The organism is Enterococcus columbae DSM 7374 = ATCC 51263 (genome assembly GCF_000406925.1).
In the GTDB taxonomy this organism is placed as follows: Bacteria; Bacillota; Bacilli; order Lactobacillales; family Enterococcaceae; genus Enterococcus_E; species Enterococcus_E columbae.
The window spans coordinates 239448-257224 of sequence record NZ_KE136347.1; the positions used below are offsets into that span (position 1 = coordinate 239448).

The following is a 17777-nucleotide window of genomic DNA, read 5'->3' on the forward strand; positions in this document are numbered from 1 at the left end:
CTTTTTTTAGCTTAAAACAGATTAGTGAAGAAGGCTTTTACTTTTCGACCGAAGATCACTAAGAAATTGGCTTTTTCAACTTTTTGAGTGGTTATTATCTTACCATAAGTGGCTTTTTCTAAATCTTTCGTTAAGTAACCATAAGGATCTGTTGGATTTTTGGGAATAATTTGACCGACAATAGTGCCTGAAGCTGCTGGGGCAATTAATTGCTGATCGCTAATTGCTTTACCAGACAATTGATAACTGTATTGAATATTTTTTAGGTCTGTACCATTTTGAACCCATAGCGTAATGGGTTCTTGATTTGCGACAGGTACCTTTTGCTCTTTACCATCAATGACATTGATTTGTTTTAAATTTGGCAAGGCTTGATTTTTGGGTAAGACTTCTACATACTGCCATTGCTCTAAGGCGTAATCCATTAATTTGCTAGTTTCAATAAAGCGCGCACTGCTATTATTAGGATGGTCATTCGCGTGTAAGACGACCGTAATCACCCGTCGATTATCCTTGGTAATAGTACCTACAAAACAAGCACCAGCTAAATCAGTTGTTCCGGTTTTTAAGCCATCCACACCTGATTTTTCATCGCTAAAGCCAGGCAACATTCTATTCCAATTGGTCATTATTGTCGGGGTAGCTGTATTGGCGCCAAAGGTTTCTTGAGTTATTTGACTAATTTGTAAAACTTCAGGATAGGTATTAATAAGATGTCTAGCTACTATAGCGACATCTTGTGCAGATAGCTCATTTTCATCCTCCGCACTTGATCCAGGATAAATCATATCCCCTAAATAACTATTATTTAAACCAGATACATTGACGATTTTAGCATCCTTAATCCCTAGTTTGATTAAAGTTTCTTTCATCATATCAACAAATTTATCTTGTGAACCCGCTACTTTTTCGGCTAAAGCCATAATGGCAGCATTGGCTGATTGGATTAAACTTGCATGAATTAATTCTTCGACAGTATAGCTTTGACCAGCAGTAAGTGCTACATTGGATAAATCAGGATGAACACTTATGGCTGCAATTTCTGGTGAAATAGTGACCGTATCTTGTAAAGAAAGTTTACCAGCCTTAAGCTGATCTTCTACTACCAATATACTGATAATTTTAGAAATTGAAGCAATGGGCAGCGGTGTTTTGGCATCCTGACTGTAAAAAATCTTGCCAGATTGAGCATCTACAGCAATTGCGGCCTTAGCATTGATAGAAAAAGTGCTAGTAGTTGAATCATCATCGGCCATTACTGGATGAACCCAGCCAATAAAAATTCCCACTGCAATAAGTAAGGTAAAAATAATTTTTTGTTTAAATTTCAAAATATTCTCCTCCCGAAAGTTATACCTAATACAAAATTCTATCAAAATCAAAAACTAATGGCAATGTATTCCGTAGAAAATGAAGAGTTTTATTACATTTTTTTAGTTGGAATCAAAAAATCTAGAAGAAATAAACTGATAAACCAGTGTTTTTGGCTTTTATTATTGGGATAAGGTATAATTGAAGTGAATAAAATAGGTGGAAAGGAAGATAAGATATGTTAAAATTAGGTATTATTGGTACAAATTGGATTACGGATCAATTTATTGAAGCTGCCTTGTCTACAAATTGTTATGAATTAACTGCCGTTTATTCCCGTCGTTTGGAAACAGCTAAGCAATTTGCTGAAAAATATGCAGGAGAAATTCGCTTATTCGATCAATTAGCATTGTTTTTTAAAAGCGATGTAGATGTCGTCTATATTGCTTCACCGAATAGCTTGCATTTTGAACAAACCAAACAAGCGATTTTAGCTGGAAAAAATGTTATTGTCGAAAAGCTAGCTTTTTCAACTCAAGAGGAGATGGCTGAAATTGTCGCATTAAGCCAGCAACAAAAGGTTTGTGTCATTGAGGCAGCTAGACATTTACAAGAGGAAAATTTTGCTTTAGTTAAGGAATTTTTGGCAAGTAAAACAATTATCGGTGCGAACTTTACCTATATGAAATATTCTTCTCGCTACGATCAAGTCCTAGCAGGAGAAGAACCAAATATATTTTCACCTAAATTTTCAGGTGGAGCAATTGCTGATATTGGCGTTTATCCAATCTATGCAGCAGTCGGTTGGTTTGGCAAACCAGCTGAAGCCTATTATTTTGCTCGAAAAATTGCTACCGGTGTTGATGGATTAGGGACAATTATTTTACGCTATAAGGATTTTGATGTAACGATTCAACAAGGGAAAATTGCGGATTCAAATTTACCATCAGAAGTCTATTTAACGGATGGTACACTTTATTTAAATGGGATTAATGCAATTGAACAGGCTAATTATTACAATCGTCAGGCTAAACAAACTTATCCAGTAGCTAATGGAGTGGCAAATAATCCAATGGTTGAGGAAGCTTTTCAATTTGCTAAAATTATTGAAAACATTGATGATAGAATCATGCAAGAAAAATATCAGCAATTACAAAGCCAGTCCATTATTGTAAATGAATTAATTACGACGATGCGCAAACAAGCAGGAATTGTTTTTGCTGCAGATAAAAAATAGATAAGGAATGATGAAATGCAAGTAAATCATTTGCCAGATGCTTGGCAAAAACGTTGGCAACAGCAACAATTTAGCCAACCAACAAAAATTCAAGAAGAGGCCTTCAATCGAATGATACAAGGTGAGTCATTTGTGGGGGTTTCGCCGACTGGTTCAGGTAAAACCTTAGCCTACCTTTTACCGGCTATGCTTCAGATAAAAGAGAAACAACTGACGCAAGTTTTGATTTTAACTGCCACCCAAGAATTAGCGATGCAGGTTACGGAGGTTGCTAGAGCTTGGGCGAATGATTTAGATTTAAAGGTGCAACCTTTAATTGGTGGCGCAAATATTAAACGTCAAATTGAAAAATTAAAAGAAAAACCGGAAGTGATTATCGGAACTGTCGGTCGGGTGGTTGAATTAGTCCAGCAACGAAAACTAAAGTTGCATTTAATCAAGACGTTAATTTTGGATGAAGCGGATCAGTTATTAGCCAGTAAAGAAGCGAGCTTATTAGGACATGTTATGAAAGCTGTCGATAAAAATGTTCAACTAACAGCTTTTTCAGCAAGTGGACAAAATTTACCTACATTATTTGCCAAATATTATCAAAAAAATCTATCACTTGTGGATGTGACTGATCAAGATGATAGTCAAGGGAGGATTTTCCATGGCTATATTATTTGGCCAAAACGCCAATCTGTAGATGCCTTGAGAAGGATTGCCCACATTCCATCGATGCAAGCTTTAGTATTCTTTAATCAATTAAGTGATTTAGGGGCTGCAGAGGATAAATTATTGTATCATCAATTAGCCGTTTCTTCTTTAGCATCTGATCAAAATAAACTGATGCGTAAGCTGGCTCTAACTGCCTTTAAGGAAGGAAAATCAACCCTATTACTGTCTACCGATATTGCAGCTAGAGGTTTAGATATCGTAGAACTGCCTTATGTAATCAATGTTGATATTCCTCAAGATAAAGCTAGCTATTTGCACCGTGCAGGCCGAGTAGGGCGAATGGGGCATGATGGAATGGTGCTTACGCTTCTTGAAGCGCATCAGGTACGCGAGTATAAAAAATTATTGCAGGATTTGGATTTAACTGCCGAGGAATACTATCTATACGCAGGGCAAGTTACCAAAGAAAAACCACAAAAAGAAAGTGGTGCAAAAACACCTAAAATAAAAAAGAAAGATAAAAATAAAAAAATTCGTAAAAAATAAAAATTTCAAAACCTAGGTCAGCAGACTTAGGTTTTGTAGTCTACAAGTTGGAGGAATGTATGATGGAAAAGTTGAAAAGGCTACTTCTGTCTACAAAATTTTTAGATGTAATAACTTTTGTTTGCTCTTTTCTAATTTGTCGATGGTTCTATATGAACTTTGTCTATTTTTATGCTATTGGCATTATTGGCTTTGCTAATAGTGGCGTTGATTTTTGGCGTCCTTTAATAATGATACTTATTCTTACTATTATTTTATTTTTGTGTATCAGGACTGTTTATACGAGGCAACTAAGCTTAAAATTAATTATCTTGTTATATGTTATCTATTTTTTAGGGATATTTTTCGTGTTGTTTTTGAAAAGTCGTGGTGTCCAAGGGTTGAATCTTAATGTAGTAACCTATTTTAAGGATATGGCTAGCATAGATTTTTTGGTTCCACTTTTCAATCTACTAATGTTTGTTCCACTAGGCTTACTTTTTAAATTGAATTATAAAAATATACTCTTATTCATAGCTTTTATTTTTTTCTGTGAAGTTTTACAGTATAGCTTAAAGGTGGGAGTGTTTGATATAGGTGATCTTTTATTAAATACTCTAGGTTTTATTTTTGGCTTACTAGTATCATGTAGCAAATGTGGGAACTATGTCAAAAAATGGATTAAATAATCGAATGATTGAAAGCTTAAATACGAAAAACTATCTTGGAAAGGTATATGACCTTTTCAAGATAGTTTTTTTAGTAAAGACAATTAGATTAGTCAGCTGGGCAGAAAATTTGCCAGTCTTGAATAAATTTTTTACTTTTTCAAGACTGAGTAAATTCCAATTTTCTCATGTTTAACCAACTTGTTTCACACTTTTAAATAAAAATAAAAAAGTCTATCGTTAAACGATAGACTTCAATAGAGCTAATAAATATTATTCTATGAGTGAACTACTCTCCACTTAGCTAAACCTAACGGTTCTTAACGCTTGAAGTGGGAGCTTCTTGGGAATAGAGCATACTTGATAGCTTATTTTTTCACTAACAGCGGTGTCTCTTATATACCAAGCTATCCCCGTAGTTCCTACGGTTTTTTTTGATTTATTTTTATCGTCGGTCGAAATAATAACCACACAACGTTATGATAGATTCAGTTTGTTTTTCACTCTAGTCATAATCATTGTTACACTCGCATCGTCACGAATGTCTTCAAGTCTTACAGTTTTACTTGTGGCGCTAACTCAATATCTTTCACTTGAGCGCCTTCACACTGGAATTGCACCATCATGCTTGGAATCAAACTAATTGTAGCATTTATCTTTTCGGTCTTCGAGTTACCAACAGTAACCCTCATACCGAATGGCATTCATCACCCACCTATAGAGGATGGGCGATGAATGCCTGAATTACGTTAAAATTTATAATTAGCCTTTTACCACGTTTGTCGCTTGTGGTCCGCGTGCGCCTTGTTCTACATCAAAAGTAACAGATTGTCCTTCTTCTAATGTTTTGAAACCTTCGCCTTGGATAGCTGAAAAGTGTACAAATACGTCGTTTCCATCTTCACCTGTGATAAATCCGAATCCTTTTTCAGCGTTAAACCATTTAACTGTACCTGTTTGCATAAATAAATATCCTCCTTGTGTTAAAACACATACTTTATTGCAATTACTTGTTCAGGCGAACTTGTGGAAGATGTTTATTATTCGATGAAACAAGCTACCATAAATTACCATTACAAAAAACTACAATGTTATTGTAACATATATTTTTATAATTTGATAGCGATTTTCACTAAAAATACAAAAAAATCGAAAAAATTAATAATATTAGGCAGAAATTGCAAAATATTGTTCGCCATTCTCTTTCAAAGAGGCTTTTTGTTCCTTTAATTTTAAATAATGCTTAGTTTTTAGCTGAAGATTGCTGGTTTGCAAATTTTATTATTGGCGGAAGTGCTTGAATTTATAATCAACAAATAGTAGAATAACTTTTGTTAATTAATATTTCCATTGTCCTCGTACCTCAGTAGGATAGAGGGACCGCCTCCTAAGCGGTATGTCGCTGGTTCGATTCCAGTCGGGGACGTATTTTACAATAAATTAATGAATTAGGACTGAGAAAAATGAAGAAGTTATTAGGTTTTACTTTAGCAACAGTCTCACTATCAGTATTGCTATTTTTCCCAACCCTTACTAAGGCTGATGTTCAAGCTAAGAGCATGTATCGTATGTATAATCCAAATAGTGGGGAGCATTTCTATACTAGTGCACTAGCTGAGAGAAAAAATTTAGTTAGTCTAGGTTGGAAATATGAAGGTGTTGCTTGGTATGCGCCAGCAAATGGGCAACCGGTGTATCGTTTATATAATCCTAATGCAGGAGATCATCACTATACTTTAGATGGGAATGAACGTCAATTTTTAATTCGAGCAGGTTGGCGTGATGAAAATATTGGGTGGTATTCTGATTCTAATCAAGGAGTACCTATTTATCGAGCTTTTAACCCTAATGCGAGGGTTGGTACCCATAATTTTACTGCAAGTTTAGGTGAGCAAAATGCACTTGTTAAGCTAGGCTGGCACGATGAAAAAATTGCATGGTATGGTTTAGCTAATATACCACAATTTCAATCACCTTTAAAAACACCATTATATGTTACCAGTCCGTTTGGCAATCGAGAAGATCCGACTGGCCAATCGGGGACTCAGCATGATGGCATTGATTTATATGGAACAAGAAATCAAGAAATTCTAGCTGCTAGAGAAGGGGTTGTGGTAGATACTGGTAATCACTATAGTGCCGGTAATTATGTCGTTTTACAACACGATAATGGCTTGTATTCCTATTATTTTCATTTAACCAAGAGTTTGGTGGTAAAAAATCAAGAAATTACAACTGGTCAGGTTATTGGATTAATGGGGGATACTGGTTATGCGACTGGTGTTCATTTACATTTTGGTTTATCCAAACAATTCTGGCGTGAATATATTAATCCACAGCCTTACCTTGAATCATATATTCAAGATTGGTTTTGGAGTTAAGGGCAGCTATTGCTATATAGTTTGGCGCTTATTGAGTTTTTCTCGATGTTAGTGCTTTATCTAGATAGCAATACTGTTTTTTTATTGTTTTTTTTCCTAAAAATTGGTTATACTAGGTAAGTGTAATCTTGTAATAATGATGTCCAGATAATTAGGCTAATAGGAAGGAGGATTCATTTGGGAAAAATCTATGCAGTTGTCGATATTGAAACGACAGGAACAAATGCTAAGGAAGACCAGATTATCCAGTTTGCTTGTACTTTAGTGGAAAATGGGCAAATGATTCATACCTTTGCTACCGATATTAATCCTGGCAAACCGATTCCTAAAATGATTCAGCGATTAACACATTTAGATAATCGTCGGTTAAAAAATGCTCCGTATTTTGAGGATGTCGCTGAAACCATTTATCATTTATTAGCTGGAACTATTTTTGTAGCCCATAATGTTCATTTCGATTATACTTTTTTATCTAAAACCTTTGTCAAATATGGGTTTCCAAAGCTTACAATTGATGCAATCGATACGGTTGAATTGGCTCAAATTTTTCTACCAACAGCCAAAAGCTTTCGTCTAAACGATTTAGTTGAAAGCTTAGGTTTTAAGCATGACCGTCCACATCAAGCGGATAGTGATGCTTATGTAACGGCACAATTATTTTTGCATTTAACTGAGAAAATAAAAAGCTTGCCCTTAGCCACCTTGGGACAAATTTTACCTTTAGCGCCTAATTTAAGCCGACAAACAGGTGAATATATTCAAAAAATTTATCACCAAAGAGAGGTCGCACCCGAGATTTTTGATCCAAAGCAATTTTTTAAAGTGGACGACTTGGTTTTAAAAAGGCGAACAGTTTTAAATGAGCGCCAGTTCGCCATAGACAGCAACCTTTCATTTCCTAAAACCAAAAAAGGCAAGGAAAAGTATTTTGCCAATCAGTGGACACTAGGTAAAGAACAAGCTAAGCTGATGAATTTGTTACATCAACAATTTTCAACTGAAGGACAAACAGAACCCCTGCTAATTGAATTGTCGGCTAGTCAATTTACGCCTAGACTTTTCTTCTTGCCAATTGAATTTCAAGTGAGAGCAAATCAGCCGATTATTTTGAGTTACGCCTCAGATGAATTTGTTAAAGAGTGGTATGCCTTGAGTTCAAATGAGCAGGTACAATTTACTTTTATGAATCAAATGATGAATTATTATGCTGAAGAGTCCTACATTGATTTATTTAAGTTTAAGTTAAGCCTCGAAAAAAAAACTGATCAGAAATTAACTGCTTTATATCAAATGATGATTTTGGTTTGGCTGACGGAAACGACGACTGGCGAATGGAGCGAGCTTGGCTTATATAACGAAGACCAACCGTTTTTTAAAGAAGTTTCTTGTCAGAAAGACCAAACGATTAAGTTGCCGTCTATATTTGAGCAGGCTGATTTTATTACCTGGCGCAACCAACGTTTGTTGACCAGTCAAGTTGTTTTAGTGAATCATCAGCAATTATGTGAACGAAAATTAGATGATTTATTAGCAAATGAACGTTTTAAGCAGATTTTATTTGCTGAGTTTCAATATTTATTGGCTACTCTCACTAATCGTCCGGCTATGGTATTTAATAATAAACAAGCAGATAAATTATTAGCCCGTGTGTTAGAGTGGGCAAATGCGCAACGTCCATTATTAATCGAGCCAATTAAGCAATCACTAAATCATTTGGCGGCAGTTGTAAGACTAGTTGATGAAATACAACGACAATTTTTTGAAGAATGGATTGAATATTTCAATCATCCTTCAGAACAAATTTGGACCCAAGCAAGGGCTACTCAATTACCTGTGCGCTTATATCGAAATAGTCAACAATTATTGAAAGCCTATGCCGAAATTGTTACTTTAATTGACCAATTAAAAACGCAAGCAAACAATAAACAGAATCATTCGGAGGTAGACTATCCTTTTGTTAAAGAATGTTTTGAATATGCCCAAGCGTTACAAGAACATCAACAAATTTTAAAAGATTGGTTTGAAGATTGGCAGACACCGACACTACATACGTTTTTAATTGATGCTGCCAAGCAACAGGTCACGCTAAATTACTATGCTTTTGCTCGTTTACATCCAATGTTTGCTTATTTAAATGAGCAATTTACTAAGGTGATCGCTGTTGGCAGTGGGTTTTATCTACCTTTTGATAAAGACTATATTCAACGTCGCACACATATTCAAGCGCCGATTAAGCGCCTAACCTTTGCTGAAGAAAATTTACAGGTAAAGCTTTTGGTGCCCAAAAACGGACTATCTATACCAGAAGCTGATACGGATAGTTATGTTGATTATCTTTCAAGTAAAATTAGGCAAGCATTAGTCAAAGAAGAAGCTTGTCTGGTTGTGTTCAATTCACAAGAAGTGTTGACAGGAGTCTATCAAGCAATTCATGAGCAACTAACTAAGCAAGGCCAAGAAATTTTGGCAGTAGGGGTGAATAGTAGTTTAGCTAAAATCTTGAAACGCTTTGAATCAGCGAATCATCCATTAGTCTTTATATTGATGCAGCATCTAGTTGATAGTAATTTAAGCAAGCTACATTTTCCTAAGGTGATTATTGCTCGTTTGCTGTTTAGTAATCCTACATCAACAAAGACCAAATGGTATTATGAATATTTAAAAAAACAAGGGCTAGATCCTTTCTACAATGATTCCTTGCCGCAAGCAACTTTGCGTTTAAGACGTGCTTTTGATTTGCTAGATTTTTCTAAGGAAAGTACCTTAATGGTATTAGATAAGCGCATTGTAACGACCGCTTACGGGAAGAAAATGCAGAAGATTTTACCTAAGCAATTGCACTGGCAAGAATATTTAGTGCTTGCTGATGAAAGTGATGAAAAAAATTAAATTTCTTTCTATTTATTTTTGAAAATAGCAGTAATTACTGGATAATCTGCTATAATAATAAATGCCAAAAATGGAAAGGAGATAGGAAGTTATTTGAAACGAAGCAAAGCAAAAGAACATAAGCTAAATATTTTCTTGCTAGGCGGAATTTATTTTTTATTAGCAATTATTTTATTGAGTTGTCTATTTTATTTAAAAGCGACTAAGCCCTATCGCCAAGCTCGCAGTGAGGCTAGTGAAATCGCGACAAAATACGCTAAAATTGCTGAGATTGATCAATTTTATTGGTTTAATCGTAAAGCGACCTATTTTAGTGTGTTAGGTAAGGATGATACTGGAAAATCCAAGCTAGTCTTGATTAATCAAAAAAGTGGTAAAGTGCACATTTATAATCAAAAAGATGGCTATAGTGAAGCTGAGATTTCTCAGCAGGTGGCTAATGATTATCCGAATGAAAAGATTACTAAACTAGCGATTGGTATGAGAAGAAAACAGGTGGTTTGGGAAGTAGTCACCAAAAATAGTGAAGGAATTTTTCAATATCATTTTTATGGTTATAAAACTGGTGAAAAATTAAAAAATGAGTAAGACAATAGAAAAAAGGGATGAGTGAAATGAATTTATCAAAAAAAGTTCAAGCGTTAGCACCATCTGCTACTTTAGCAGCGGCTGCTAAAGCCAAGGCATTAAAAGCACAAGGAATTGATGTTTTAAGCTTAACGGTTGGTGAGCCTGATTTTGCAACACCAGAAAATATTCAAAAGGCGGCTATCGCAGCGATTCAATCAGGAAAGGCAAGCTATTATACACAATCTGCAGGTATTCCGGAATTAAGACAAGCGGTTGTTGATTATATGCAGAAAAATTATGGCTTGACATATAATGTAAATCAGACGATTATTACAGATGGGGCAAAATTTGCTTTATATCTACTTTTTCAAACTATTTTAGATGAAGCAGATGAGGTCATTATTCCACTACCTTATTGGGTAAGTTATAGTGAGCAAGTAAAATTAGCTGGCGGGGTACCTGTTTTTGCTACCTCTGATGAAGAAGATAGTTTTAAAGTGAGTGTGGCTGATTTAGAAAAGGTGCGTAGTGCTAAGACTAAAGCAATCATCATTAATTCCCCCTCTAATCCAACTGGCATGATTTATAGCCCAGAGGAATTACAAGCGATTGGTCAATGGGCAGTAGACAATCAAATCTTAATTGTAGCTGACGATATTTATGGTCGCTTAATTTATGGTGAGCATACCTTTACTTCAATTGCGATGCTAGGTGAAGCGATTAAAGACAATACAATTGTCATTAATGGTGTTTCTAAAACCTATGCAATGACTGGTTGGCGAATTGGTTTTGCAGTAGGAAAAGAAGAAATTATCCAAGGAATGATTAAGATTGCTTCTCAGTCTACGAGTAATCCAACGGCAGTTAGTCAATATGCAGCTTTAGAAGCCTTAACGGGTGATCAGTCTTCAGTGGAAGCGATGCGTAAAGTATTTGAAGAACGGCTCAATCGCCTTTACCCGCTATTAAAAGAAATTCCAGGGTTTAAGGTTCAAAAACCACAAGCTTGTTTTTATTTCTTTGTCAATGTTAGCGAAACCTTGAAGTTGTGTGGTTATCAAGAGGCAAGTAGCTTTGTAGAGGACTTGCTAAATGAAGCACATGTGGCTTTAGTTACTGGTGCTGGTTTTGGGATGGATCAATATGTCCGAATTAGTTATGCAACTGATTGGGAAACAATAGAAAAAAGTGTTCAACGGATCAAAGCTTTTGTTGAAAGAAAAGCTCAATAATCATCCGTTAATATATATTTTTTGAAAAGATAGATTGGAGAGACTCTCGTGAAACAAATTCAAATTGCTGATTCAAGAAATCACGTTGGTGAAGTTGTTAAGATCGGTGCTTGGGTGGCTAATAAGCGTTCAAGTGGGAAAATTGCTTTCTTACAGCTTCGTGATGGAACTGCGTATTTCCAAGGCGTAGTGGTTAAAAGTGAAGTGCCTGAAGAGGTATTTCAATTAGCTAAAGGATTAAACCAAGAAACCTCTGTTTGGATTATTGGTGAAATCAGAGAAGATGCTCGTTCAAAATTTGGTTATGAAATCGGCATTCAAAATATCGAAGTAATTGGTGAAAGTCATGAATATCCAATTACGCCAAAAGAGCATGGAACAGACTTTTTAATGGATCACCGTCATTTATGGTTACGTTCATCAAAACAACATGCGATTATGCAAATTCGTAATGAAATCATTCGTGCATCCTATGAGTTTTTCAATAATCATGGTTTTGTAAAAGTAGACCCACCTATTTTAACTGGTTCTGCGCCTGAAGGTACGACTGATTTATTTGAAACGAATTATTTTGATCAAAAGGCTTACTTATCACAATCTGGTCAATTATATATGGAAGCTGCTGCAATGGCGATGGGACGCGTGTTCTCGTTTGGGCCAACCTTCCGTGCTGAAAAATCAAAAACGCGTCGTCATTTGATTGAGTTTTGGATGATTGAACCAGAAATGGCGTTTATGCATCAAGAAGAAAGTCTAGAAATTCAAGAGCAATATGTGGCTTATTTAGTTCAAAATGTTTTAGATCATTGTGATTATGCTTTAGATGTTTTAGGAAGAGATCGCAGTGTATTAGAAAAATATACTAAACTACCATATGCGCGTATTAGCTACGATGAAGCGATTGAACGCTTGCAAGCAAATGGCTTTGATGATATTCAATGGGGAGATGATTTTGGCTCTCCACATGAAACATTTATCGCTAATTCCTTTGAACAACCAGTATTTATCATGAATTATCCAAAGGCAATTAAGCCGTTTTACATGAAACCACATCCAACACGAGATGATGTGGTAATCTGTGCCGATTTAATTGCACCAGAAGGTTATGGTGAAATTATCGGAGGTTCAGAACGGGCAACTGACTATGACTATTTACTAGCGCAAATTAAGCAACACGGCTTGGACGAAAAAGAATATGCTTGGTACTTAGATTTACGTAAATATGGGACTGTGCCACATTCTGGTTTCGGTTTAGGCTTAGAAAGAACCGTGACTTGGATTGCTGGTATTGACCATGTGCGTGAAGCCAGCCCATTCCCACGTTTATTAAACCGGATTTATCCATAAACTATTTTAGACACGAGCTTAAATGGCTTGTGTCTTTTTTAAGTGGTTTAAAGCTTAAATTTTTCTTTTGTGATTTGCTATTTTAGAGTAAATTGGTTACAATGGTCTGGTGTAAATTAGTGAGGTGAAGATGTTGCGCCTAATTGTGCAGGTGAAAAATTATTTAGAAGAAAAAAATTTGTGGGAAATTATCGCCTATCTTTTTTTTGGCGGTCTGACTTTTTTGGTTAATTTTGTTACCTATTTTGTATTTTTAAGTATTTTGGATGTGAATTACGTTGTCAGTAATTTTATCTCTTGGGTAGTTTCGGTGCTGTTTGCTTATATTACGAATAAGTTGTGGGTATTTCAGTCGAAAAATAAAACGTATTCGGAAACGTTGAAAGAGTTAGTTTTATTCTTTGCTGCTCGGATTGTTACTTTAGGATTAGATATGGGTTCATTATCTTTTTGTTTAGAGATATTAAAGACAAATAACTTTATTGCTAAGTTTGTTTCGCAATTTATTGTCATTGTCTCTAATTATGGATTTAGTAAATTGGTTATTTTTAAAAAAGCAAAAGAGAAAATATAAAATAACTTAAAATTTATAAAATGATAAGAACTTTATAAAAAATATTTCTATCTTAAACAGTTTCGTGTATAATAAAACGAGTTAGTAGTAATTTGTATTAAGGAGGCTTATGTTTTGAGTAAACAGCCAACTAATGAACAGACGTCAGTTAATCGTTCAGAGACTGCTTCGACACAGGAAGCATCAGCCAGACGTCAATCTCGTCAGCATTATCGAAAAATTACACCTGAAATGCGTGCGAAATATCAAAAAGAAAAAAGACTGAATCGACGTAACACTGAAGATAGAATTGTAAATAAAATCGTAACGATCGTCGTCGTCGTTTTGGTTTTAATTATTTCTATTTTAGGTTTTACGGTTTTTAGATATGTACAATCAAGCTTAAATCCGTTAGACCCTCAAAGTACAAAAAAAGTAGAAATTACCATTCCAAATGGTTCGTCGAATAAAATGATTGGCGAAATCTTAGAAAAAGGGAAAATTATTAAGAGCGGTTTGGTCTTTAACTATTATACTAAGTTTAATAATTTAACTGGTTTTCAAGCAGGAACCTATCAGTTAAGTGCCAATATGACCTTAGATACCATTAGCAAGAAGCTACAAGGTGGGAAGGGTCTTAGTGTAGCTGATGTGAAATTAACCATTCCAGAGGGCTTTACGGTTGAACAAATCGCTGATAAGCTAGCTGATAAAACAGAATTGAAGAAGAAGGCTTTCTTGAAGCTGATGAATGATGATCAATTCTTTGAGCAAATGTTAGCCAAATATCCTAAATTGTTAACCTCAGCTAGCCAAGCACAAAATGTGAAGTATCGTTTGGAAGGCTATTTATTCCCAGCCACCTATGACTATCTAAAAGGAATGTCATTAGAAGATTTGGTTGGTCAAATGATTGCTAAGACCGATGCGATAATGCAACCTTATTATGATCAGATTGCACAGAAGAATATGACCGTACAACAAGTGTTAACCTTAGCTTCTTTGGTCGAAAAAGAAGGGGTTAATGACAGTGATCGGAAAAATATTGCGCAAGTCTTTTATAATCGTTTGAACAATAATATGCCGTTGCAGTCCGATATTTCGGTTTTATATGCAATCGGTAAGACGAAAGAAGTCGTAACGATTAAAGATACGCAAGTAGACTCGCCCTATAACTTATATCAAAATACAGGCTTTGGCCCAGGACCTTTCAATAATCCGGGTGAAAAATCGATTCAAGCAGTCTTAAATCCTATCAGCAATAACTACTTTTACTTTGTTGCTGATGTGAAAACAGGCAAGGTTTACTTTGCTGAAACTTTAGAAGAGCATAATCAATTAGTAGAAGAATATGTTAATCAAAAGAATGATTAGTTAGTGATAAAGGAGAATTCAAATGGTAGAAAAAGTTTATCCAATGACCCAAGAAGGTAAAGAAAAATTAGAACGTGAATTAGAAGAATTAAAAACAGTTAAGCGTGGAGAAATTATCGAGCGAATTAAAATTGCTCGTAGCTTCGGTGACTTATCTGAAAACTCAGAGTACGAATCAGCTAAAGATGAACAAGCTTTCGTTGAAGGTAGAATTACTACCTTAGAAAATATGATTCGTTTTGCACAAATCATTGATAATGATGGAGTAGCTCAAGATGAAGTATCAATTGGTAAAACAGTTGTCTTTAAAGAATTGCCAGATGGTGAAGAAGAAGAATATACTATTGTAGGTAGTGCGGAATCTGATCCATTTGCGGGTAAAATTTCAAATGATTCACCAATTGCTCAGGCTTTAATTGGTAAAAAAGTCAACGACGAAGTAAGCATTTCAACTCCTGGTGGCGATATTTTAGTCCAAATTATCTCTGTTCAATAGAAGAAAATAGCAAGATTCGTTGGTTTGAAATGAAAATGAGGATGTGTTCGCAAAGTCGACTACATCCTTATTTTTTTAAAAAGAGGTGATTGATGATGAGGATGATGAACTCTTGGCGCTTTTATATTGTAGTGAATATTCTGTTAGTCATTCTATCTTTATGGCAAATTGTAGGCGACATTGATCTAACTATCTTTTTGCTATTAGGGAGCCTGAGTTTGTTTTTACATTATACGCGCAGAAAAAAAGTAAAAAATATCAATTTATTACTATGGATTGGCTGTGTTTTTATTTTCATTAGTTTAATCAATAGTTATGCCTTTTGGTTAATTTTAATTTTTAACGTTTTATTCTTGGCGCTTAAAGGTTTTGAATTTGCCGATATTGATTTTTCCTCTCTCTTTTTTTGGCGAAAAAAGCAAATTATTATGGTTGCAACAAAAGAACCAGAAAAACAGCCTGAACCAATTACACGACAAAAATATTTTGGTAGTCAGATTATTGGCAATCAAGTTTATGCTTGGGATGACATTAACCTCAGTGTGTTAGCAGGCGATACCATTATTGATTTAGGGAATACCTTATTGCCTAAAAAGCAAAATATTATTTTATTAAGAAAAGGCTTTGGCCGGACACGGATTTTAGTGCCTCAAGGAATTGGTCTTGAAATTCAACACGTAGCTTTTCGTGGAGATTTACATGTGGATAATACTGTCTACGCTTTAAATCAAGAGCAGATAATCATACATGAGACGCTTTATACTGAAAGTGAACGTAAATTAAAGATTATTTCTAACGTTTTTATCGGTGATGTAGAGGTGATTCGTATATGATGAATACCCGTTTATTTCGGCGAATGCTTTATTTAGGCCTATTCTTTTTAGCCAGTTATCTCTTTGTTTTATTTGCTTATCTTTTTGCTAAAGGACATCAAAGCTGGCTATTAGAAATTATCACGGCTAAAATTTTATTTGTGCCGTTGATTGTCTACCTTATCATTTTATCTTTTGGCTTGTCCATTGTATTATGTGTCATGTGGTCTTTTAGTCAAAAAAGCTTGCTGCAATCAATTCAAAAACAAATGAAACTGATGAAAGAAGGCAAAGAGTTAGCGCCTATTCAAAAAAATAGTCGCTATGTTCATCGGTTACATAGCGAAATTATGCATGATTTAATCGAGACGCAAAAGCAATTAAATTCGATGGCTTTAGAGTTGCAAGTGCAGCACCAAAAACAAGAAATGCTTCAAGGGGAAAGTCGTGAAGAAATCTTGGAAAAAGAACGCCATCGTTTAGCACGTGAACTGCACGATTCAGTCTCTCAGCAGCTATTTGCAGCGATGATGATAATGTCGGCATTAAATGAGATGACTAATCCAGCAGTTGTTGGTGAAAAATATCATCAACAAATTCAAATGGTTGCCAAAATTTTGACGATGGCGCAATCGGAAATGCGTGCTTTACTGTTACACTTGCGACCGATTTCTTTAGAAGGTAAGAGTCTTAAGCAAGGAATTGAGCAATTATTGACGGAATTACATTCAAAAGTAGAAATGAAGATGACTTATGAAATTGAAGAGATTAGTATCCCAACTTCTATTGAAAATGAATTATTCCGCGTGATTCAAGAATTACTTTCTAATACGTTACGTCATGCTAAAGCCAATGAATTAGAGGTTTATCTAAGTCGGGTTCAGCAACAGTTAATTCTGCGTTTAGTGGATGATGGAGTCGGTTTTGATCAAAGTCAACCTAAAGCTGGCAGCTATGGCTTGTTAAATGTTAAAGAACGTATTGCAAGTATCGGTGGAAGTGTTAAAATTATAAGTATTCTAAAACAAGGAACAAGTGTGGAAATCAAAGTTCCGTTGGTTAATAATGAGGTGAGTGAATGATTCGAGTGTTATTAGTTGATGATCATGAGATGGTTCGATTGGGGGTATCATCTTATCTATCAATTCAAGAAGATATCGAGGTTGTGGGTGAGGCTGAAAATGGCAGACAAGGGGTAGAAAAAGCCTTAGAACTGCGTCCAGATGTTATCTTAATGGATTTAGTGATGGAAGTGATGGACGGTATTGAAGCCACGAAACAGATTATGTCAGCCCGGCCTAGTGCTAAAATTCTTATCGTAACGAGCTACATTGATGATGAAAAAGTCTTTCCAGCCCTTCAAGCAGGCGCAAGTGGTTATTTACTAAAAACTTCCTCTGCAAGTGAAATTGCTGCAGCGATTCGAGCAACCGTAAATGGTCAACGAGTGATTGAAGATGAGGTCAATGAGAAAATTCAAAATCAAAGCTATGCGGAACAATACTTTCTACATGAAGAATTAACCAATCGTGAACGAGAAGTATTAGATTTAATTGCACAAGGCAAGAGTAATCAAGAAATTGCTGAAGAGTTATTCATCACCTTAAAAACAGTCAAAACACATGTATCTAATATTCTTTCAAAATTAGCTGTTGAAGATCGAACACAGGCGGCAATCTATGCTTTTAAACATGGTTTAGTGAAATAAGAAAGACCAAATCG

17 protein-coding genes and 1 tRNA gene are annotated in these 17777 nt (G+C 35.3%); 15 read left to right on the plus strand and 3 right to left on the minus strand.

Translation table 11 applies throughout. From position 1 onward, the window contains the following. Nucleotides 1-11 precede the first annotated feature (11 nt). The gene (locus RK02_RS01205) at nucleotides 12-1331 is read right to left on the minus strand and encodes a serine hydrolase (protein WP_016182411.1); all 1320 of its coding nucleotides are present in this window, start codon (nucleotides 1329-1331) and stop codon (nucleotides 12-14) included. A gap of 218 nt (nucleotides 1332-1549) precedes the next feature. Here RK02_RS01205 and RK02_RS01215 point away from each other — a divergent pair, with 218 nt between their 5' ends. From RK02_RS01215 to RK02_RS01225, 3 genes are all read left to right on the plus strand, one after another. After that, nucleotides 1550-2548 carry a Gfo/Idh/MocA family protein gene (locus RK02_RS01215; RefSeq protein ID WP_016182412.1) on the plus strand — a complete coding sequence of 333 codons (999 nt, stop codon included), beginning with the start codon at nucleotides 1550-1552 and terminating at the stop codon, nucleotides 2546-2548. A 15-nt stretch (nucleotides 2549-2563) separates the two neighbouring features. Further along, on the plus strand, nucleotides 2564-3754 hold the full coding sequence (locus RK02_RS01220) for a DEAD/DEAH box helicase (protein WP_016182413.1): 1191 nt from the start codon (nucleotides 2564-2566) through the stop codon (nucleotides 3752-3754). A 62-nt stretch (nucleotides 3755-3816) separates the two neighbouring features. Further along, complete coding sequence (locus RK02_RS01225; RefSeq protein WP_016182414.1) at nucleotides 3817-4422, plus strand: VanZ family protein; 606 nt, start codon at nucleotides 3817-3819, stop codon at nucleotides 4420-4422. Between the two features lie 533 nt (nucleotides 4423-4955). Here RK02_RS01225 and RK02_RS12210 read toward each other — a convergent pair. Together RK02_RS12210 and RK02_RS01235 are read right to left on the minus strand one after the other, a co-directional pair. Next, nucleotides 4956-5105, minus strand: coding sequence for a hypothetical protein (locus tag RK02_RS12210; RefSeq protein ID WP_018451610.1), 150 nt, complete (start codon nucleotides 5103-5105; stop codon nucleotides 4956-4958). A 58-nt stretch (nucleotides 5106-5163) separates the two neighbouring features. After that, a complete protein-coding gene (locus RK02_RS01235; protein ID WP_016182415.1) occupies nucleotides 5164-5364 on the minus strand; it encodes a cold-shock protein in 201 nt (66 codons plus the stop codon). 389 nt (nucleotides 5365-5753) lie between these two features. On the opposite strand from RK02_RS01235, the gene RK02_RS01240 reads away from it, so the two are divergent. From RK02_RS01240 to RK02_RS01295, 12 genes are all read left to right on the plus strand, one after another. Beyond that, nucleotides 5754-5827: transfer RNA gene (locus RK02_RS01240), tRNA-Arg, on the plus strand. Nucleotides 5828-5864: 37 nt separating this feature from the next. Beyond that, nucleotides 5865-6782, plus strand: coding sequence for a peptidoglycan DD-metalloendopeptidase family protein (locus RK02_RS01245; protein WP_016182416.1), 918 nt, complete (start codon nucleotides 5865-5867; stop codon nucleotides 6780-6782). 177 nt (nucleotides 6783-6959) lie between these two features. Next, nucleotides 6960-9671: an exonuclease domain-containing protein gene (locus tag RK02_RS01250; protein WP_016182417.1), complete on the plus strand. Its 2712-nt coding sequence runs from the start codon at nucleotides 6960-6962 to the stop codon at nucleotides 9669-9671. 93 nt (nucleotides 9672-9764) lie between these two features. Beyond that, complete coding sequence (locus RK02_RS01255; RefSeq protein WP_016182418.1) at nucleotides 9765-10259, plus strand: cell wall elongation regulator TseB-like domain-containing protein; 495 nt, start codon at nucleotides 9765-9767, stop codon at nucleotides 10257-10259. A 26-nt stretch (nucleotides 10260-10285) separates the two neighbouring features. After that, nucleotides 10286-11473, plus strand: coding sequence for a pyridoxal phosphate-dependent aminotransferase (locus RK02_RS01260; protein ID WP_016182419.1), 1188 nt, complete (start codon nucleotides 10286-10288; stop codon nucleotides 11471-11473). A gap of 48 nt (nucleotides 11474-11521) precedes the next feature. Further along, nucleotides 11522-12820: an asparagine--tRNA ligase gene (asnS, locus tag RK02_RS01265; RefSeq protein WP_016182420.1), complete on the plus strand. Its 1299-nt coding sequence runs from the start codon at nucleotides 11522-11524 to the stop codon at nucleotides 12818-12820. Between the two features lie 130 nt (nucleotides 12821-12950). Next, entirely contained in the window at nucleotides 12951-13394 is a 444-nt protein-coding gene (locus RK02_RS01270; RefSeq protein WP_016182421.1) for a GtrA family protein, read from the plus strand. 114 nt (nucleotides 13395-13508) lie between these two features. After that, a complete protein-coding gene (gene mltG / locus RK02_RS01275) occupies nucleotides 13509-14747 on the plus strand; it encodes an endolytic transglycosylase MltG (RefSeq protein ID WP_016182422.1) in 1239 nt (412 codons plus the stop codon). A gap of 22 nt (nucleotides 14748-14769) precedes the next feature. Further along, a complete protein-coding gene (gene greA / locus RK02_RS01280; protein ID WP_016182423.1) occupies nucleotides 14770-15243 on the plus strand; it encodes a transcription elongation factor GreA in 474 nt (157 codons plus the stop codon). Nucleotides 15244-15335: 92 nt separating this feature from the next. Then, nucleotides 15336-16076, plus strand: a complete 741-nt coding sequence (liaF, locus tag RK02_RS01285) for a cell wall-active antibiotics response protein LiaF (protein WP_018451612.1) — start codon at nucleotides 15336-15338, stop codon at nucleotides 16074-16076. After that, a complete protein-coding gene (locus tag RK02_RS01290; RefSeq protein WP_016182425.1) occupies nucleotides 16073-17137 on the plus strand; it encodes a sensor histidine kinase in 1065 nt (354 codons plus the stop codon). Before liaF ends, RK02_RS01290 begins: the two co-directional genes overlap by 4 nt. Beyond that, complete coding sequence (locus RK02_RS01295) at nucleotides 17134-17763, plus strand: response regulator (protein WP_016182426.1); 630 nt, start codon at nucleotides 17134-17136, stop codon at nucleotides 17761-17763. Before RK02_RS01290 ends, RK02_RS01295 begins: the two co-directional genes overlap by 4 nt. The last annotated feature ends 14 nt before the right edge of the window (nucleotides 17764-17777 follow it).